Below are 19812 nucleotides of genomic sequence, written 5' to 3'. Positions count from 1 at the left end.
AAATTAGCGAGATAACAATGAATACATTAAAGTTAAAACATATTTTCGACGTAATTAATGATTATGACGTGTTTTTATTCGATCTGTGGGGGGTAATAATTGAAGGGGGGCGTACCTATCCGGGCGTCGTACAAAATATCAATAAGATTATTGAACGAAAAAAAGTATATTTTGTCACTAATGCTCCACGCAATATTTTTTCACTGCATCAAACAATTAAATCGTGGGGATTAAATGCAGAACCGGAAATGATCATTAGCTCAGGCGAAATAGCAGTAGAAATGATACTAGAAAGTAAAGAGCGGTTCGGTATAGAAAAACCAGCAATATATCATTTAGGACATTTAGAAAATGATATAATAAACAGAATTCAATGTCCTATCACTGATGATATTAACAAAGCTAATATTTTCTTAATGACTATTTACAGAGACGAAAACGAAAATTTAGATTTAAACGAATTCAATGAATTATTTAAAATTGTTGTACAACGTAAAATGGTCAATATTTGTGCTAATCCTGACCTTGGAATAAATCAGCACGGTGTTTATAGATATTGTAGCGGCTATTATGCCGAAAAAATAAAACAGCTTGGCGGAAAAGTAATTTATAGTGGTAAGCCATATGAAGAAATATATAGCAAAATTTTAAAAGAATGTCATAATACCCCTAAGAATCGCATGTTAATGATTGGGGATACTGTTTACACCGATATACTTGCAGCAAATCGCCTTGGTATAGACTCTGCCCTAGTGTTAACCGGAAATTCTAGAGAATATCATATTGATTTTGATAATATTGATGAAAAACTAGATAGTTTAATGAAAGCTGCTGTTAAGCAATCGATTACACCTAGTTTTGTTGTTGATTTATCTTGAATAGCTTTGCCGTCATTGCGAACGACTAAAGGTGTTGTCGCATGGCTAGTTTATGTCATTCCCGTGGAAGTGGGAATGACATAGAAAGGTGGAAATAACATCAAAAGAATTCTATTGATATTTTACTCATAATCTGCTATAGAGTAAAGCTTAAGCGGTCGTGGCGAAATTGGTAGACGCGCAGCATTGAGGGTGCTGTTCTGTAAAAAGATTGGAAGTTCAAGTCTTCTCGACCGCACCATTCGCCGGTTTTTCACAAAGTCAAATTTTTGTTTGTTTCGACACTTCAGATTTTATATTTACTCCTAAGTTCGTCTTGTTAGCAAATGTTTGTGCTAATTGTATACTCCTGATAAATGAAAAGGAGTTGAAATAAAAACTATTGCTTATTTGTACTCTGTGATTTATATTGATTAGCAAATTGTACACAATTCTGTGCCAAGCCTAGCTACCCAGCTTTAAATAATTATAATAAGTATATAATAAACTATTAGGTCAATAGGCTATGCCTAATTTCAATATATTTAAAAGCATCTTACCAGATCATCACGATCAATTTGCTGAAATTTTTGATCAAATTAACGATCTGATCGAAGATCACAATTATGATGCTGCTGCAAGCAGGCTGGCCAAGCTTCATTATGCCGATTTAGCAGATTTCTTAGATAATCTTAATAATAAAACATATAAAATAATTATTCCTTTATTACAGGATGAAATTAAGCCTGAAACGTTAGTATCATTAAATGCTTATAGTAAACCTTTAATAATAGAAACTTTAGGCATAAAAAAATCTGCAGAATTAATCAATAAGCTAGTTATAGAAGATGCTATTGAAGTAGTAATCGATCTAGACGATGATATAAAAGACCTTATCCTAAGTAATCTCACTAAAGAAAAAAAACACCAAATTACCGTAGGTTGTACATATCCCGAAAATACGGTAGGTAGGGTAATTGAACGAGATTTTATTAATCTTCAAGAAGGATGGACGGTCGAGGAATCATTAAATTTTATCAAGAACGTAAAGAATGACTTTTATGCGGCAATCGTTACGGATAATAAATTACGCCCTATCGGTATTATTTCTCTTAGCACGCTAATTAAAGGCAAAAAAAATGAATTGATAAAAGATTTGATGAACAAAGATTTTAAACTTGCAGATGCTTTTACCGACTTAAATGAACTAAGCTTCATTTTTAGACAATATGCTTTAACTATTGTACCGGTAGTAAATAAAAGCGGTAAGTTAGTAGGTAGCGTATCAATCGATAATATAATTTATATTATCGAAGAACAAGTCGGCAAAGATATATTATCATTAAGCGGGGTACACACTCAAGATACTTTCTTCAATGTATTTTATACCGTTAGACATCGTTTTCCTTGGCTCTTTGTTAATCTAATCACTGCCTGCATGACCTCACTTATCATTAACCATTTTAACGATACTATTGCAAAACTTGTAACGCTTGCAGCCACTATGCCTATTGTAGCTTCAATGGGCGGAAATGCCGGAACACAAGCCATGACCGTTACGGTTAGAGCCCTTGCTAATAAAGATATTCATTATAATAATGTCAATAAAGTTATATTAAAAGAAATAGCCGTATCGGCTTTTAACGGTTTTGTACTTGCAATTATCGGAGCAGGACTTAGCTTTGTGATGTTGCTTGACTTAAATCTTAGCGTTATTTTTGCTATTGCAGTTATTTTAAATTTTTTAGTAGCCGGATTATTCGGCTCTGCTATTCCTATAATACTGCATTATTTTGATATAGACCCCGCTACAGGCTCCGGTGTATTTCTAACAACCATAACCGATGCTCTAGGTTTCCTAACTTTCTTAAGCCTTGCTCATATTTTTTTAGTGTAAAATTTGGTGTTTATTCAAATAAAAATACATACACATTGCAGCAAACAGTAGCTATCAGACATTTACATATACCACAACTTGTATCCTGATTTTCAAAGTCGGTAATATTATTCTCATAAGATATATTTTTATCTCTTTGTATATTCTGATTATTATTAATATTTGACTCTTTGAACAATAAATTTGCAACAGTTAGTATTAACTCACCCTATGATGCAGTTAGATTAGTATTATTTAAGGAGCTAGCTTGTGCGTACTCTTGTACTTCTAAACTATTACGGTTTGACATAGTTATATTTTGACTTTAGGATTAATATTTAAAATAAAATAACAATAATCTTTAGGTCCTGTGAAGGAAAATTAAATTATTTATATTTTCAGATATTTTTTAGCGAACATTAATAAGATTTTTGCAGTAATAGTTGTTCCTATTTCAAAAAAATCTTATGATTTACAGCAAAAAATAGCAAAAATAGATTAATTTAATTTTCCTTCACAGGACCTAATCTGCAGCTATTTATTACTGCAATTTTGGCATTTCCTCGAAACGGTTGATATCGTCATGAGCTAAGCGACTGCAAAGAGCGTGGCAATGACGTAAACTTTTCAAATTATCAACTTTTTCTAGGCAATGCCTAATTTTTTAATTAATAGCCCACAAATTATAATGAAATAAGAAATAACTTTTATAGAAGATATAAGCTCTTGGAAAGAAAAGTTTGCAATTTGTGTTTATAGTAAAAAATTACTTGATAAACTCGAATATTTAAATACTAAAGTAGCAAAGCCTATAGATATACTCGAAGTCAAAAAAGGTATCTACTATGCACGTAACACGGTTCTCAAATGCGTCAATCACTAGAAAAATTATTGAAGCGACTTTAATAAATTTTCTTTTGGTCGCTGCTAATATAAATTATAAACTAGAACAAGAATTTGCTAAGTTATGCCTAAAAGTTTTTAATATTGAACTTGAAAGATACAAAGCTTTTTCTAATAATAACTCTCTGCTTCCTCCTCTAACTTTATAAAATGATTTACTCCAAATGTATACAATTAGAATTGGAATAATCAAGAATAATAATCCCCAGTGATTAAAATAATCTATCAAGTAAATTGTTCTAAAAGAAGAAACTGCAAACATTAAAGCTCGTGATAAAGCAAATATAAAACTGCCGCATATAAAACGTTTTAATACTGGAAATCTTGCATAAAACACTGCACCTGCCGGAAAAGTAGTAGGGGCAAATACTACAATAAATAATTGGAATAAAAGTAATTCTATAGTATTTGAAATATTATTTAGTAAGATAGGAGACATAAGGGCTACCATAGAAAATATTATTAATCTTACTTTAAGGACTTTTAAAGGATGTATTTTACAAACCAAATAAGTAACAATTATTGTACTTATTAATTCTGTACCACAAACAATAAAATTTTGATGAATTACTTGAGTAGCACTGTAATTAAATGAGTTTTTAGCATATTACCGCAATAAATATAAACAATATAAAACCATAACGGGACTCCACAATGTACCAAAAAGAAAGCTATTGCTGTTGGTTTATTAATTTTTTCACTCCAAATAGGGCTTGATTTTAGCCGATTACTATCTATCCCTGCTTGTGCTACAGTTTTCTTTATTCGTCTTTTTGCATCAATGAAATCTGGAGTCTCCCTAAGATTTGTCCTTACAACAGCACCAACTATAGCAATAGCTGCTCCAAACCAAAATGCAATACGCCAATCAAGTCCAACAGAAGTAACAAGTGTTCCTACCGCCAATGCTACACGGTTGCACCTAAAATTACAAAAACAACAAGCGAAGCCACCACCCAATAACGTTGAGGAATTTTTGTCATTTCGGTTAGATAAAGCTCGGCACCTACTACCTCCCCTATAAAGGACATCCCCTGAGCGATACGACACGCAGTTACTACAAAAGTCGCCGTAATACCAATTTCGGTATAAGTTTTTATAATTAGCCATTATAAGATAAAAAAGCGACATTAAAAAAGTTGTAATAATGACCGTTGCCTTACGACCTATAGTATCTCCTATCCAACCAAATATTAAAAGTACCGATAGGTCTAAATAGATATGTTGCACAATATGCAATGGCAGAATATAGAGAAGCTGCTCGTGCATCGGCTTCAGGAAAAAATAGCTCGTTAAGTATTACCACCATGTGTACATAGAGCGTGAGATCAAAATATTCAAGAAACCTACCTATCGATAGTAGCCCTATTGTTTCTTTTTGATTACGGGCTAAACTTTTTGGCTCTTTTGCGTAACTTCACATACTTTTTTACAGATTAGTTAAAATTAATAAAGAACTATACTGTTTTATATAAAAATAAAAGTCAAGTTAACAAAATTAGATTTTTTATAGCATTGCTAACTCAAGACAGGCGTCGTAATGAGTTGAGCGACTGAAAGGAGCGTATCAATCTAAAAAAATAATAATAAATTCTAGTTTACAGAGTTTTTAACTAGATTGCTTAGTCAATATACTTTGTAATTTCCTTGCAATGGCGTTAATTTATTAAATAATCTATCTTTATTTAGCAATGCCAATAAATTTCTAATTTAATACTTGCAATTTATCTTATAATTACTTATATTCAGATTCGCTTAGATTAAAAAGCACTAAGGAGTTTTATATGTAATTAATTTTGATCCCCTTAAACTTTTTACATTAAAGCACCGTTATTTTATTTAAGCGGGTGTAGCTCAGGGGTAGAGCGCTACCTTGCCAAGGTTGAAGTCGAGGGTTCGAATCCCTTCACCCGCTCCAGTGATTTTGTCCGTTTTATGTCATTCCCGCCTACGCGGGAATGACATAGAGCATGTTTTTCGAGCTAAGCAACAACGCCCTTTTACAAATGACATAAGTTTATCATAAATTCAATCTTCCAAACCATATTTTTTCTTAATATCGTCTAATGAAATTACTTCTTCTCTTTTTTCTATACAAGACAAAGCAATTAATAAATCTGCTTTTTCTTCTATATAACTTTCTATTGCTTTACGTATAATATATCCTTTTGGTCTATCGATTTCCTTAACAACATTAGAAAGTATAATATCTAGTTCATTAGAAATTCTAGTAGTTATAACTGTCATAAAAATAGCCATTTATCGGTTTCGTGATAACTTATATTAGTATAAAATACATTTAAATATATTTTATATTATTATTTTACCCTTGCATTAAAGCTATTAGGTAGCTATTTTTATTTTATTAGACTTAGTGCATAACCTATCTTACAAAGAGAAATTTTAAGGAAACACGGCACGCAGAACCGCAGCGTACAAAAAGGGACGTGAGATGCGAGTACCAGATTGATGTATACCGCAGATACTTCAAAAGTTGGAAGCCAAATAAGTGGTGAGCCTGCGGAGCGTAGAAAACTACATGAGCAAAGGCGAAGCCTAAAATTTGACGTACCAAATCTTGAAGTATCAAAGGTATACAAATTACTTTTAGAAAGAGGTTATACAGGAAGACTATTGCAACAATTAGGAAATTACATATGTCAGCAAATACGCAAGATAATCAGGCAAATAATAACGACACTATAGAAATACAGGAAACTGAGGTAGTGCCTGCAGAAACAAATTCTTTACAATCGGGGTTAACAAGCTTAATACCGATGGTTTTAATTTTTGCTGTATTTTACTTCTTATTATTACGTCCACAAGAAACACGACGCAAAGAAAAAGAGAAATTAGTAAGTGAAGTTAAAAAAGGCGAAGAAGTTCTAACAAATAGCGGCATTTATGGTATTGTGACTAAAGTAAGTGAAAATGACAATAATATTGAAATCGAAATAGCTAAAGATGTACGTATTAAAGTTTTAAAAAGTGCTATTATCGATATAACTAGTCGTACAAAAGAAGTAGCAGTAAAAAAAGAAAACAAAAAAAATAAGAAGGTAAGCGGTGCAAAATCTTCCTAAGTGGAAAATTTTTCTTTCAATTATATGTACGGTTTTTGCAGTTATTTGCGCCTTACCTAATTTCATGCAGGTAAACTCTAAGTTTCTACCTCATGATTCAGTAAATCTAGGACTTGATCTTAGAGGAGGAGCCCATTTATTACTCGATGTTGATTTTGACACCTACTTAAATGATTCAATGGAAAATCTTGCCGACACTTTACGCAAAAATTTTCGTGAGGATAAAATCGGTTATAAAAATCTGTTAGTTAGACAAAATAGCATTCAATTAGAAGTAAGATCGCCTGAGAAATTAAAGCCGTTAAAGAAAATAATTAATAAAATCGATCCAGAAATTATCGCTGAAGTAAATGAAAATAAAATAAAGCTTAGCTACAGCGAATCTAGATTAAATGACTTACTTAGTAAGGTAGTAGACCAATCTATTGAGATCGTTCGCATGAGAGTTGATAGTACCGGCACTAAAGAGCCGACCCTACAGAAACAAGGCGATAAGCATATATTACTGCAAGTTCCCGGTGAAGAAAATCCCTCTTACCTGAAGAATATATTAGGGAAAACTGCAAAGCTAACTTTTCATTTAGTTGATGAAAATGCCAATATCGAAGAAGCGGTAAAAGGACATGTTCCAGTAGGTTCAATGCTAGTTAAGGGAGATAACGAAAGTCATGGGGAGTATTATGTCGTTATAAAGAAAAAAGTTGTCTTGGGTGGGGATCAGCTTACAACCGCTTCAGCTTCTTTTGACCAAAATTCGCAAGCGGTAGTTGCTTTTTCTTTCAACAATTTAGGTAGTAAAATATTTGGTGAAATAACTAAAAATAATACTGGTAAACGCCTTGCTATAGTTTTAGACAATAAATTACTAAGTGCTCCAACGATAAACGGAGCGATTATGGGCGGAAGCGGTATAATAACAGGAAATTTTACCGTTGAGTCGGCAAATGAGCTTGCACTATTATTGCGAGCCGGTTCGCTTCCTGCCCCACTTAAAATTATTGAAGAGAGAAGTATAGGTCCAAATTTGGGTGCTGATTCTATAGAGTCGGGCAAAAAGGCAGGACTTATAGGATTTATAGCAGTGTGTATATTTATGGTTTGGTCTTACGGTGTGCTTGGTTTATTTGCCAATATAGCCTTAAGCCTTGCATTGTTATATATTTTAGCTTTACTTTCACTTTTCCAAGCTACTTTAACTCTACCGGGAATTGCAGGAATAATACTCACTATGGGTATGGCTGTTGATGCTAATGTATTGATTTACGAAAGAATTAAAGAGGAACTGCATAAAGGAGTGTCTAATCTTTATGCTATTAGAACCGGTTTTGAATCTGCGTTTGCCACTATCCTTGATGCTAACCTAACTACTTTAATCGTTGCTTTTTTACTTTATATATTTGGAGTAGGTGCAATAAAAGGTTTTGCCGTTGCATTAACGATCGGGATTATATCTTCAATGTTTTCAGCGATTATCATTACTAAATTGTTAATAGATATTTGGGTACAACATTTTAAACCTAAAAAATTAGGGCTTGTGTAAATATAGTAGACTTTGTTGTATGGTCTTTTTATGTCATTCCCACGAAAGCGGGAATCCAGTAACCTTTAATGTCATCCCGCAACTTGATTGCGGGATCTCAGAACACGGCCTGTGATATAAGATACCGTAGTCAAGCCACAGTATGACATTTTCACTTTTCTCTGGATTCCTGCTTTCGCAGGAATGACATAAGAGCCATACAGCAGGACCAGCTAGGATGACAACGCAAAAATGGATAATATCTTATGAAAATGCAGTCAAATGTTATAAAAATAATTATCGTAATTAGCTTATTAATAGGAGTAGGAGCATTATATTTGTTGTTATCTTTAAGAACTCCTGAAAAGCCACTTGCCGGTCAAGTTAATATCTATGAAGATAACGTAAAAATCGGCGGTGATTTTGAACTAATAGACCAAAATGGAGAGATATTTAATAGTGATAAGTTGAAAGGCAACTTAAGCCTCATTTACTTTGGATTTACTAGTTGTCCTGATATATGCCCAACCTCTCTAAATAAAATGACGGAGATTGTAGAAATTTTAAATAAACATAAAATAGATATTCTACCTGTTTTTATCACTATTGACCCAAAACGTGATACTCCTATAGCACTTAAAGAATATCTAAAACATTTTCATCCGAAATTTATAGGTCTTACCGGTAACGAGCAGCAAATAAAAGATGTAACTGATAAATTCAAGGTTTTCTATGCTCGTGTGCATGGTGATGATGACGACCCGAACTATATGCTTGATCATTCATCTTTTACATATTTAATCGATGCAAACGGAAAATATCTGAAACATTTCTATTTAGATTCTTCACCTAAGGAAATTATGGAATTTTTAAGAAATGAATAATTATATATCGGTAGCGTATTTATTTACCTTTTTAACCTTAGCGACATTGTTAATTGTAAGTTTTTTAAATTACAAGTCATTGAAAAATAAACAGAACTTTAATGCAAAAGAAAGTAAGAAATAGATTAATAACAATAATTATTTGTTTCTGCTCAGCATGTTTAGGAATTAGTATAATACTTTACAATTTAGAGAAAAATATAGTATTTTTTTTGCCGCCGTCAAAAATTAATGAAATAGAACAAGGCAAAGAGTTAAGAGTCGGTGGGCTTGTTAAAACAGACTCAATAAATAAAATTGCTAATGATAAGATAAGTTTTGTTATTACCGATAATATTAAGGATTTCGAGATATTATATCAAGGAGCCCTTCCGGCTCTATTTCGTAAAGGACAAGGAATTATTGCCATCGGGCAATTATCGAACGGGAAATTTATAGCAAGACAATTACTTGCAAAGCATGATGAGAATTACAGACCTCCGCAATAACAACGTCATTGCGAAGAGCGAAGCGACGTGACAATCTAGTAAAATAGGCCTGAGACTGCTTCGTCGAATTACGTTGTAATTCTCCTCGCAATGACGAAAAATAACTAAACCAAATAAATAAAAACATGTTTATAGATAAAATCAAAGCAAAAGCAAATAATTACGAAATAAACGTAATTATCGAAATTCCGATGAATAGCGGTCCAATCAAATACGAATTTGACAAAGAATCAGGAGCAGTTTTTGTTGATCGCTTTATGCAAACTACCATGAGCTATCCATGCAATTACGGTTTTATTCCTCATACTCTTTCAAATGACGGTGATCCGGTAGACGTACTTGTCGTAGCTCATCATCCGGTAGTGCCTGGGTCGGTTATAAAATGCCGAGCAGTCGGTGTATTGATGATGGAAGACGAATCAGGGCTTGATGAGAAAATAATCGCAGTACCGACTTCTAAGCTCGATATTACTTTCGATCATATTAAAGAGCTAGATGATTTATGTGACATGCTCAAGAAACGTATCGTGCATTTCTTTGAGCATTATAAAGATTTAGAAAAAGGTAAATGGGTTAAAGTTACTGGATGGGAAAATAAATCAAAAGCAGACGCTTTAATCAATGAAGGAATAGATAGGGTCAGCTAGGGATAAGAATTCATGACGTTGCTTGCATGGTGCTTGATGTCATTCCCGCGGAGGCGGAAATCCAGAAAAAGTAGCCTTAATCCCGATCTCAACAATTACACATTAATTAACAAAATAAACCTATAAAAACAAGTTTTTATTTTTTATAGGTTTTACTGGATTCCCGCCTCCGCGGGAATGACATCAGAAAAATAAGATAAAAAACAAACAGTGACCGACTTCTTGCATAACGTAGCTAATAAAGAGGAATTTGAAGGAAACACGGAACGCAGGACCACAGCGTACACTTTAGTACGTGAGAATGCGAGTACCGGATTGACGCACAAATTACCTTTAGAAGCAAGTTATGCAAGAAGTCGATTATTTCGTTCAGGAGTCGTAGTAGCTTTTTTCACATTAATTTCTCGCATATTTGGCTTAGTGCGTGAACAGTTTATCGCATCATTATTCGGCTCTACGCCTATGGGTGATAGCATTAATGTTGCTTTTAAACTACCGAATCTATTTAGAAGAATTTTTGCAGAAGGAGCATTATCAAGCGTATTCATTCCTATTTATAATGAAAAAATGCTTATTTCTAAGAAAGCCGCTAATAATTTTTCAGGTGAGATTTTTACCCTTTTACTTCTGACATTAATAGTAATAATAGCATTAATGCAAATCTTCATGCCACAATTAATGCTGTTTATTGTTCCTGGATTTCACGGTAAAAAAGAAAAGTTTGAGCTTACGGTATTTTTATGCCGAATTACAATACCTTATTTAATATTTGTTTCATTAACGGCTCTACTTGGCGGAATATTAAACTCTGTAAAAAAATTCGCTGCATTTGCTTTTTCACCGGTTATTTTAAGTATATGCGTAATAATTTTTACTTTAACATTTGATCATTATATAGAATCTACTATCTCAATTAGCTTATCTTTAATAATGGCCGGAATATTACAAGTTTCGTTTATGTTTGTCTGTGTGAAAAGAGCGGATTTAAGCTTTCCGATAATTTTTAACCCAAGCGATCCCGATGTAAAAAAGCTTTTGATTAATATGGGACCGGCAACCATTAGCTCCGGCATACAGCAATTAAACCTTTTCATATCCCAATCTATTGCTAGCTTTATTGAAGGTGCTATTTCTATATTATCTTATGCCGACCGGATATATCAATTTCCTCTATCAATAATAGGTACTAGCTTCTCTACTATATTGCTACCTGAGCTGTCAAAAATCTATAAATCAAATGATATAGTAGCTGCAAAAAAAATACAGAATAATGCTATTAGAATGGGATTATTATTATCGTTGCCTGCTACATTCGGTATTATAATTCTATCTCATCCAATTATTAATATAATTTATGAAAGAGGAGTATTCACGAGCCAAGATACTACAAATACAGCTGAGGCTATTTCTGCGTTTGCACTTGGGCTCCCTGCTTTTATTTTGGCAAAAATTTTAACTCCTATTTTTTATGCTAACGGAGATACTAAAACACCGCTCAAAATAACCTTATTTTCAATAATAATTAATACCGGCATGAACCTATTATTAATGGATTCTTTGAAACATATCGGTATTGCAGTCGGTACATCTATTGCAGCTTGGTATAATCTAGGTTTATTATATAGCTATACTACAAAACAAAATAAGCTTCATATAGAAGCCGGTATAAAACTTTTCTGCGGTAAAATTTTGTTATGCTGTATATTAATGTCTATTATAATTGCTTTAATAAAGCATTATTATTTAGAATATTTTTATTCGGAATATTTACTGATTAAAGTCTGTATGCTAGGTAGTACAATTGCAGTTGGAATGGGAGCATTTTTCGGCACGGCATATTTATTAAAAGCGGTTAATTATGATAATAACAAAAAATAAGCACCCATCAAATTATCAGGATTTGCTAAAAGCCTTAGCTATTATAGCCATGATCATTGATCATGTAGGTTTATATCTATATCCTGAATTAACGATTATGCGGATCATAGGTCGTACAGCTATGCCAGTATTTTGCTTTTTTGCCGGTTATAATTTTCATGATAAACCAAAAACCCATATAATAATATTCGGTGTTTTATTACAAATATATACCACTGTACTATTTAAACAGTTGCTTACTACAAATATTCTAATCCCTATCTATTTAGGGCAATGGTATATTTATTATTTTCATAATTCTTTAACTCGCTTTTTCTATAGCGGTTATTGTCATGCAATTATAATGGTACTATTGTGGTATATTAGCTGGACTTTGATTGATTACGGGACTCTTATAATTGCTACAATGATACTTGGATTTATTTCAAAACATGAGAAGGCAAACTTAAAACTTTGCTGTTTTATAGCAATTTTTGCTTCTTTCGTGCATTCAACTCTTTTTACTCTTGCGATTTCCTTTAATGAGTTTAATTTTTCAAATACTGACTTAATTTTAAACCTCACTTTCTTAACAATTACCTATATATTCATGATCCTAAGCGATTATTCACAAAAAATAGCTATAAATCTAAAATGGATAAGTCGCAATGTTTTATATATTTACTACATACACATTATGATCTTACAATTCATATTCATCTATAAATACACATATGGTTTTAAAAATTGGTAAATAAACATTAATAATGAGTGACAGCGTAATTTAGTTAATATTAATATATTTAAATAAATTGATAATTAAATATATGAATATAATAGATCGTTTAATTTTGGATAATGAACAATATAAAGAGCAATTTAAAAAAAACAAACTATTTAAAATTAAGTTAGATAGTACGCTACGAAAAAATAAATTTCTTAAACATTTTCGGATTTGGTCAGACGAATTTCAAAAAATGGTATTAGCAAGAGTAGTGTTTTCTGAAACAAAAGAATTTCAACAACTTGCATGGGAGCATCTTACCGATGAATTTGGACATAATATAGAATTACAAAATCTAGAAAATAATGAAGAAACTACAGATTCTATTTTTGAGGCCTTAGGTTCTTGGTTTACGCTAAAAATGATGACTCTTGGAGATAGTGAAAGAGCCGTCCTTGTCCATTTAGTAATAGAGTCTTGTGCTACTATATTTTATGCAAAACTAGGATCAATATTTTTTAATCATAAAGCAGCAAAACATTTCAAAATACATATGTATCTTGATCCTGAACATGAACAAATGGGAATAGATTTATTAAAACAAATAAATATTAATGATTCTTCTTTACTCACTATTCAAAAAAAAGGCTGGGATATGATTGACGCTCTGTTTACTAGACTTGCTGAAATCACACAGGATTAGCTTTAACTTATAGTATTCTAGATTTTATAAAAAAGCTTGCTTGCACGGTACGGTTTTTCATCATTGCGAACGACTGAAAAGAGCATGGCAATCTCAGGTTTTGGCACAAGATTGCTTTATCGAATTACTACGTAATTCTTCTCGCAATGACGGAAAAATCGATCCACGCAACAACGCCAATGTCAAGCGGAAATAGCATATTCACACTAAACCAACTCGCTTACTTGATTTGGCAAAGAGCTTGATCTGAAAGTTAACAAAATTTACATTACCTTTTGAGCCTATTGCCGCAAATTTATGCGCTTTAAGAAGTAGATCATAATCGTCCGCTAAATCAGCGAAGAAAAATGCGATTTCGCCGCTTTGTTTTACTCCTAAAATCTCACCGCTACCTCGAAGTTTTAAATCCTGCTCAGCTATATAAAATCCATCATTAGTTTGTTTCATTATCTCAAACCTGCCTCGTGCAACTTTTCTAAGCCTTTTAGGATTGTATAACAATATACAATATGACTGCACACTACCCCGCCCTACTCTACCTCTAAGCTGATGAAGTTGAGCGAGACCAAATTGCTCAGCATTTTCAATAATTATCAAAGTGGCTTCAGGTATGTCTATTCCGACTTCAATAACGGTTGTTGCAACTAATATCTTAATTTCACCTTCCTTAAATTGCTTCATTATTTGGTCTTTCTGCTCGTTCTTCATCTTACCGTGAATAATACCGGTATAACCTTGATAGATATTTTCGATAGAGTTAAAACGATTCATCACATCCATCAATAAACTATCCTCTTCCGGCGTTTCTTTCTCTCCCTGCTCTATCAATGGACAAATCCAATATACCCGCTCACCTGCAATAAGCTTCTTATTTATCGCTACTATAATATGCTCTATCTTATTAACGGACATGATATTTGTAGCGATAGGTAAACGACTTTTCGGCTTACCCATTAGCTTTGAGATAGTCATATCACCAAACATAGTAAGTGCAAGACTTCGAGGAATCGGCGTTGCAGTCATAACTAACACATCGGGATTTACTCCTTTATTTATTAAATTCAAACGCTGTTGTACCCCAAATCTATGCTGCTCATCAATAACTATATAACCTAATTTCTTAAAACTTACTTTTTCTTGAAATAAAGCATGAGTGCCGACTAATATATCAATCTCATCGTTGTCAAGTTGTATCATAATATTTTTACGAGCTGCCCCCAGTATCTTACCTGTAAGTAATCCGACTCTTATATTAGTATTTTTTAAAGCTTTAACAAAAAACTCATAATGCTGATTGGCAAGCAAATCAGTTGGAGCCATAAGCGTTGCTTGAAATCCAGTGGCTACCACATTTACCATCGTCAGCAGAGCTACCAAAGTTTTACCGGAGCCAACATCGCCTTGCAACAATCTCATCATTTCTATTTTATCGCTTTGATCACACTCTATTTCTTCTATAACTTGCTTTTGATAAGAAGTTAACTCAAATCCTAGCTCATTTAATATATTTGCTTGAATAGATACAGCTTTAGGGTAAATATTACCTTGTCTTCTACTTATTTGCGTACGTACATTTAAAAGAGATATTTGATTAGCGATAAGCTCCTTAGCTGCTAGTTGTTTTTTGGCGTTAGTATATAAATCGTCATTGCGAAGCCCCTTTAGGGGCTGCGGCAATCTAGAATTTATTAATTTTACATTACTGGATTGCTTCGTCGGCATGCATGCCTCCTCGCAATGATGAAAAACATGCAACATTTGCAAATTCTGCAATATAATATCTAAATAATCTTTTACTTCTTTATCTTCTATACTCTTACACTTCTCTTCAAATATCTCTATTGCTTTTATGATATATGAATATAACTGCTTGTTACTAAGTAAATATGTCAGGGAATAAATCGGCTCTATTTCTTTTACGAGTTTAGGATTTACAATAAATTCAGGATGCGCAATTTGTAAGTAATGATCAAAAAATTGTACCTTTCCGCTGATAATATGAGAAGTACCAACTTGCAGCTTATTAAAAATAAACGGTGGGGGTTTATGAAAAAACACTAATAACAAAGAACCAGTATCATTGCTAGCTGTAATTTTTAAAGGCTGACTAATTTTCTTTGGTAAATTAATGCTCTCAACTACAATTTCTGTTTGGATTATGTCACCGTCTCTAACTTCAGTTAAATTAGGCGATAATATTTTATTTTGATATGAAACAGGTAGATAAAATAATAAATCACGAATATTGTTAATACCAAGCCTTTTAAGAGCAGATACGGTATCTTCACGTATATTGATGAACGTTTTTACAGAAGAGAATAAGAATTTTTCTAAAATAGTTAGCATATATAGTCATAATTATCTTATATACAAATATATATACTTTATAATAAAAGAAGAATAATAAAATATACAAATTATGATTAATATGTCATTCTTGCAAAAGCAGAAATCCAGTAATTAAACGGTGCATACACAGTAAGTTTTGAAAATTAAAAGCTTGATGTATCGCGCTTTTTTCTGGATTGCTGCTTTCGCAGGAATGACATATTAATCATGCAACAAAGCCTTCTCTTATAAATCTAATTTTAACCCTGCTCTCTAACTATAGCTGAGGATTTTAAAGGCATACCTTCTATAAATCCCGCTGTTTTGTAACCGTCTGAGCCAACTATCTTAAATGTTTCATTTAAGCTAAGCTCAAAATTAACGGCTCCAAGTCCACCTTGCTTACAACTTTCTTTTAAAGGGGTAGCGGTTAACATTTTAGGCTGATTCCAAAATGTCGCTTCTAAACCTAAACCGATAAATTCAACTTTGACTCAGTTATTAGCTTTAACTCCGACACCGTAAAACTTAAATTTTTGATTTTTGCCGTAATTAATTAATATTAACTTGAATATATTTTTATCAACAACAAAATAGTTAACTAAACCACGCTCTAAACCGTATGGAGCAAGTATCGCTCTAGTAGCCGGTAAATATTTAACCGGTCCTAATTCAATCATCGGAATATTATTTAAGTTAATAAATGAATATCCTGAATAGAATAAAAACGAATCAAATAAATCTAAATAAGCATATGAAAAAATTTTATTTTTAGTAATATAATTTCCGTATATGGAGTTAATCGCTTTTACATATGTATTTATATCATTACCGCTTTTATCTTTGCAATCAAACTTAGTACTAAAAATATAACTTGCTTGCTCTAGTCTTGTCCATAAATAACCTATACCGTAAGTAGGATTAATTTTGTTACTTGCCATGTATCTATCTTTAATATTTTCAGATAACAAATAACTTGCTTGCATTCCCCCTGTATCTATAGCAATTTGCTTATGAACTTGCAAAGAATTAAAATCTTTAGTTTTAAAATATGTTGTACCCTCAAAAGGATCTACTTCATATTTTGTTACTTTTAAATCAAATTCTTTGCTCTTGCTCCATAACCTCCTATTTCATGATTACCTACCATAATCCAAGATGTAGCAGTAAATCTTGTAATATAACTTAAGATCTTCATAGCTATATTATCTGAATCGGCAAACATAGCATCATCTAATTGACGGTAACCTTCAATTAATGACATAGCAACATTGCTACTCGCTCTTGAGGACATATCTTTATCATAAGTCACTACATAACTATAATTTTTTTTAGAATTTTCTTGAATTGTTATATTGTCATCAATATTTGATGCAGTTACTAATACTGTTGATGAATACAAAAAACAAGCAGCAATGGTTAAATTTAATTTCTTGTAAAGTATTTTTTTAATATACCAAACTTGTGTATGTCCTTGACTTCTTTTGAAAATCTTCCTAATGTCTTAAATAATAGATATTAAATAATTTAAAATTTATGAATAAAATCTATCCTTCGGCTGAAGCTGCTCTTGAAGGACTTCTTTATGACGGCATGACTATAATGTCGGGCGGATTCGGTCTATGCGGTATTCCTGAAAATTTAATAAATGCACTTCTTAAAAGCAATGTTCAAAATTTAACAGTTATAAGCAATAATTGCGGTGTTGACAATTTCGGACTTGGGCTTCTTCTTCAAACTAAACAAATAAAAAAAATGATTTCTTCGTATGTCGGAGAAAATAAGATTTTTGAGCAACAATATCTTGATAAGATTTTAGAGCTTGAGCTAAACCCACAAGGAACTTTAGCTGAACGAATTAGGGCTGCTTGTATGGGAATTCCGGCTTTTTATACTAAAACAGGTATAGGTACAATTGTAGAGGAAGGTAAAGAAACAAAGGAATTTAACGGCAAAAAATATATAATGGAAACTGCCCTTCAAGCTGACCTTGCTATTATTAAAGGCTTTAAAGCTGATAAAAGCGGCAACGTGATTTATAATAAAACTGCACGAAATTTTAATGCAGTCATGGCAGGTGCCGCTAAAGTTACAGTTTGTGAAGTAGAGGAAATAGTTGAGGTGGGAGAGCTTGACCCTAACAATATTCACACACCTAATATTTTCATACAGCGATTAATAGTAGGTGAAAAATATGAGAAACGTATTGAGCAATTAACTGTCAGGGAAAAATAAGATATGCCTTGGAGCAAAGAAGAAATTTATCAAATAACCGCAGAGGAACTTAAAGACGGATTATATGTCAATCTTGGTATAGGTATGCCTACGCATGTAGCAAATTATATACCTCAAGGAGTGAATGTAATATTTCAAAGCGAGAACGGTATGCTTGGTATGGGACCATTTCCTTACGCAGGAGAGGAAGATCCTGATTTAATTAACGCCGGTAAGCAAACTATTACTGCTATTCCTGAAAGCAGCTATTTCGACAGTAGCTTTTCATTTGGGATGATTAGAGGTTCGCATGTCGATTTAACTATTTTAGGTGCTATGCAAGTCTCACAAACAGGCGATCTTGCCAACTGGACTATTCCGGGTAAAATGGTTAAAGGTATGGGAGGAGCTATGGATTTGGTCGCTAACACCAAAAGAGTAGTTATTATAATGGAACATAACGCAAAAGATGGCGGTGCTAAATTATTAAAACAATGCAACTTTCCGTTAACAGGTAAAAAAGTAGTTAACAGAGTAATTACCGATCTTGGAATTTTTGATATTGATAAAGATGAAATGATATTAGTTAGACAAGCTGACGATGTTACTATTGAAGAAATAAAGTCTAAAACTGAAGCCGAGTTTATAGTTAATTTATAATAATATGGAGAATAAAATGGTTAAAGTAGCTATCGTAATATTATAGTAGATACGGTCATACTGCAAAAGTAGCTGAAAAACTAAATAAGAGCATAAAAGAAGCAGGAGCAAATGTTTCTTATACAAATAAATAAAGATAAACCTAATAATCTCGATTGGGATTTATTAGACAATGCAGATTCTATCATTTTTGGAGTCCCAACCTATATGGGTATTTTAGCCAGATCGTTTAAAATATTTATGGAAGCTACCTCAACTAGATGGGCACAACAAAAATGGAAAGATAAAATAGCTGCAGCTTTTACTAATTCTGCTTTTTATTCAGGTGATCAGTTTGCAGTATTCAGCAGCTATTTCACTTCGCTATGCAGCATTGTATGATTTGGGTCGGGCAAGCTGAAGCTGCTCCGAATTTTTCTGATCATGAGATGCCTGATCCCAATAAAATTAACCGCTTAGGTAGCTGGTCAGGACTTATGACTCAATCTAACCACCAATCTTCTCCTGATATTACTCCTACTCAAGGCGATTTAAAAACTGCTAATTTCTTTGGTAAAAGAATAGTTGAAATAACTAAGAAGTTTAAAGGGTAGATTTATATGGTGTTTTATGTCATTCCCGCGGGGAAAGCGGGAATGACATTTATTATCTAACAAATGATGGTTTTTGTGAGTTCCTATTATTAATTTTTTGAGCATGCGTAGTCATTTTAGCATCTCGTTCTCCTTTAGTTTTAAGCATTTTTGATTTATTCCTATTAACACTAACATCACTCCAGTTACCACTATCGCTTTCACTGCTACTACTATCACTCACCTCTATAGCAATTCTTCGTGCTAAAATTGATTTCAGTTCAATAGATTCATTCTGAGCAGGCTTACTATGAGAATGTGCAACCGGTTTTCCTGTATTAGGGTCCAATTCAACTTTTTTTAGTTTTTTTGGCCCTACTATTTCTCTCATTAAATCAGAAGTATCTATAGAAGGACGTGGTTGATTTTCCAGTTTTTTAACCGTAGTAGCTTCTACAGGCTTAGATAATGTCTCAGCCGGAGCCATAGGTGGAGGT

Annotated in this window: 20 protein-coding genes, 2 tRNA genes and 4 pseudogenes; 17 read left to right on the top strand and 9 right to left on the bottom strand. The window is 32.7% G+C overall.

Annotated features, from left to right (window positions below; all coding sequences use genetic code 11):
* The first annotated feature begins 17 nt into the window (after window positions 1–17).
* From WSW_RS0106400 to mgtE, 3 genes are all read left to right on the top strand, one after another.
* Window positions 18–878 carry a TIGR01459 family HAD-type hydrolase gene (locus WSW_RS0106400; RefSeq protein ID WP_016917496.1) on the top strand — a complete coding sequence of 287 codons (861 nt, stop codon included), beginning with the start codon at window positions 18–20 and terminating at the stop codon, window positions 876–878.
* 154 nt (window positions 879–1032) lie between these two features.
* Window positions 1033–1119, top strand: a tRNA-Leu gene (locus WSW_RS0106395).
* A gap of 264 nt (window positions 1120–1383) precedes the next feature.
* Window positions 1384–2754, top strand: coding sequence for a magnesium transporter (gene mgtE / locus WSW_RS0106390; protein ID WP_016917495.1), 1371 nt, complete (start codon window positions 1384–1386; stop codon window positions 2752–2754).
* 10 nt (window positions 2755–2764) lie between these two features.
* Here mgtE and WSW_RS1000000113310 read toward each other — a convergent pair.
* The 3 genes and pseudogenes from WSW_RS1000000113310 to WSW_RS1000000113305 all read right to left on the bottom strand — a co-directional run bounded on the left by WSW_RS1000000113310 (window position 2765) and on the right by WSW_RS1000000113305 (window position 4866).
* A pseudogene (locus WSW_RS1000000113310) lies at window positions 2765–3043 on the bottom strand (hypothetical protein).
* A 704-nt stretch (window positions 3044–3747) separates the two neighbouring features.
* Window positions 3748–4087: pseudogene (locus tag WSW_RS01000000108690) on the bottom strand (proline/betaine transporter).
* A gap of 116 nt (window positions 4088–4203) precedes the next feature.
* The gene (locus WSW_RS1000000113305; RefSeq protein ID WP_238528552.1) at window positions 4204–4866 is read right to left on the bottom strand and encodes a hypothetical protein; all 663 of its coding nucleotides are present in this window, start codon (window positions 4864–4866) and stop codon (window positions 4204–4206) included.
* Window positions 4867–5479: 613 nt separating this feature from the next.
* Between WSW_RS1000000113305 and WSW_RS0106365 the strand changes: the two genes are divergently transcribed.
* Window positions 5480–5554, top strand: a tRNA-Gly gene (locus WSW_RS0106365).
* Between the two features lie 110 nt (window positions 5555–5664).
* On the opposite strand, the gene WSW_RS0106360 is transcribed toward WSW_RS0106365, so the two are convergent.
* Window positions 5665–5895, bottom strand: coding sequence for a DUF6290 family protein (locus WSW_RS0106360; RefSeq protein ID WP_016917494.1), 231 nt, complete (start codon window positions 5893–5895; stop codon window positions 5665–5667).
* Window positions 5896–6102: 207 nt separating this feature from the next.
* Here WSW_RS0106360 and WSW_RS1000000114015 point away from each other — a divergent pair, with 207 nt between their 5' ends.
* The 9 genes from WSW_RS1000000114015 to WSW_RS0106320 all read left to right on the top strand — a co-directional run bounded on the left by WSW_RS1000000114015 (window position 6103) and on the right by WSW_RS0106320 (window position 13541).
* Complete coding sequence (locus WSW_RS1000000114015) at window positions 6103–6342, top strand: palindromic element RPE5 domain-containing protein (protein WP_083832966.1); 240 nt, start codon at window positions 6103–6105, stop codon at window positions 6340–6342.
* Window positions 6294–6719: a preprotein translocase subunit YajC gene (gene yajC / locus WSW_RS0106355; protein WP_016917493.1), complete on the top strand. Its 426-nt coding sequence runs from the start codon at window positions 6294–6296 to the stop codon at window positions 6717–6719. The genes WSW_RS1000000114015 and yajC overlap by 49 nt, the downstream gene beginning before the upstream one ends.
* On the top strand, window positions 6703–8259 hold the full coding sequence (secD, locus tag WSW_RS0106350; RefSeq protein WP_016917492.1) for a protein translocase subunit SecD: 1557 nt from the start codon (window positions 6703–6705) through the stop codon (window positions 8257–8259). Before yajC ends, secD begins: the two co-directional genes overlap by 17 nt.
* 245 nt (window positions 8260–8504) lie before the next feature.
* Window positions 8505–9122, top strand: coding sequence for an SCO family protein (locus tag WSW_RS0106345; RefSeq protein ID WP_016917491.1), 618 nt, complete (start codon window positions 8505–8507; stop codon window positions 9120–9122).
* Window positions 9123–9223: 101 nt separating this feature from the next.
* Window positions 9224–9610: a cytochrome c maturation protein CcmE gene (gene ccmE, locus WSW_RS0106340; RefSeq protein WP_016917490.1), complete on the top strand. Its 387-nt coding sequence runs from the start codon at window positions 9224–9226 to the stop codon at window positions 9608–9610.
* A gap of 125 nt (window positions 9611–9735) precedes the next feature.
* On the top strand, window positions 9736–10257 hold the full coding sequence (gene ppa, locus WSW_RS0106335) for an inorganic diphosphatase (RefSeq protein ID WP_014120980.1): 522 nt from the start codon (window positions 9736–9738) through the stop codon (window positions 10255–10257).
* 315 nt (window positions 10258–10572) lie between these two features.
* Window positions 10573–12135: a murein biosynthesis integral membrane protein MurJ gene (murJ, locus tag WSW_RS0106330; protein WP_410525659.1), complete on the top strand. Its 1563-nt coding sequence runs from the start codon at window positions 10573–10575 to the stop codon at window positions 12133–12135.
* Complete coding sequence (locus WSW_RS0106325; RefSeq protein WP_016917488.1) at window positions 12116–12868, top strand: TraX family protein; 753 nt, start codon at window positions 12116–12118, stop codon at window positions 12866–12868. The genes murJ and WSW_RS0106325 overlap by 20 nt, the downstream gene beginning before the upstream one ends.
* A gap of 73 nt (window positions 12869–12941) precedes the next feature.
* Window positions 12942–13541, top strand: a complete 600-nt coding sequence (locus tag WSW_RS0106320) for a hypothetical protein (protein ID WP_029375024.1) — start codon at window positions 12942–12944, stop codon at window positions 13539–13541.
* Between the two features lie 206 nt (window positions 13542–13747).
* On the opposite strand, the pseudogene WSW_RS0106315 reads toward WSW_RS0106320, so the two are convergent.
* The 4 genes and pseudogenes from WSW_RS0106315 to WSW_RS0106300 all read right to left on the bottom strand — a co-directional run bounded on the left by WSW_RS0106315 (window position 13748) and on the right by WSW_RS0106300 (window position 17271).
* Window positions 13748–15887: pseudogene (locus WSW_RS0106315) on the bottom strand (ATP-dependent DNA helicase RecG).
* 242 nt (window positions 15888–16129) lie between these two features.
* Entirely contained in the window at window positions 16130–16306 is a 177-nt protein-coding gene (locus WSW_RS1000000112170) for a hypothetical protein (RefSeq protein ID WP_016917485.1), read from the bottom strand.
* A gap of 57 nt (window positions 16307–16363) precedes the next feature.
* Window positions 16364–16894 (bottom strand): hypothetical protein, encoded by a 531-nt coding sequence (locus tag WSW_RS0106305; protein WP_016917484.1) that lies wholly within the window; start codon window positions 16892–16894, stop codon window positions 16364–16366.
* 68 nt (window positions 16895–16962) lie between these two features.
* A complete protein-coding gene (locus tag WSW_RS0106300; protein ID WP_016917483.1) occupies window positions 16963–17271 on the bottom strand; it encodes a hypothetical protein in 309 nt (102 codons plus the stop codon).
* Between the two features lie 134 nt (window positions 17272–17405).
* Here WSW_RS0106300 and WSW_RS0106295 point away from each other — a divergent pair, with 134 nt between their 5' ends.
* The 4 genes from WSW_RS0106295 to WSW_RS0106280 all read left to right on the top strand — a co-directional run bounded on the left by WSW_RS0106295 (window position 17406) and on the right by WSW_RS0106280 (window position 19336).
* A complete protein-coding gene (locus tag WSW_RS0106295) occupies window positions 17406–18104 on the top strand; it encodes a CoA transferase subunit A (protein ID WP_016917482.1) in 699 nt (232 codons plus the stop codon).
* 3 nt (window positions 18105–18107) lie between these two features.
* Window positions 18108–18743, top strand: a complete 636-nt coding sequence (locus tag WSW_RS0106290) for a 3-oxoacid CoA-transferase subunit B (protein ID WP_016917481.1) — start codon at window positions 18108–18110, stop codon at window positions 18741–18743.
* A 111-nt stretch (window positions 18744–18854) separates the two neighbouring features.
* Window positions 18855–19124, top strand: a complete 270-nt coding sequence (locus WSW_RS1000000113300; protein ID WP_029375022.1) for a flavodoxin family protein — start codon at window positions 18855–18857, stop codon at window positions 19122–19124.
* Complete coding sequence (locus WSW_RS0106280; protein WP_016917480.1) at window positions 19121–19336, top strand: hypothetical protein; 216 nt, start codon at window positions 19121–19123, stop codon at window positions 19334–19336. Before WSW_RS1000000113300 ends, WSW_RS0106280 begins: the two co-directional genes overlap by 4 nt.
* A gap of 52 nt (window positions 19337–19388) precedes the next feature.
* On the opposite strand, the pseudogene WSW_RS01000000108670 reads toward WSW_RS0106280, so the two are convergent.
* A pseudogene (locus WSW_RS01000000108670) lies at window positions 19389–19812 on the bottom strand (Arp2/3 complex-activating protein rickA); the annotation flags it as partial.

This window comes from Rickettsia honei RB, assembly GCF_000263055.1.
Classification (GTDB): Bacteria; Pseudomonadota; Alphaproteobacteria; order Rickettsiales; family Rickettsiaceae; genus Rickettsia; species Rickettsia rickettsii.
Note: the sequence above shows the minus strand (reverse complement) of the source record. Positions and strands in the feature narration are given on the sequence as shown.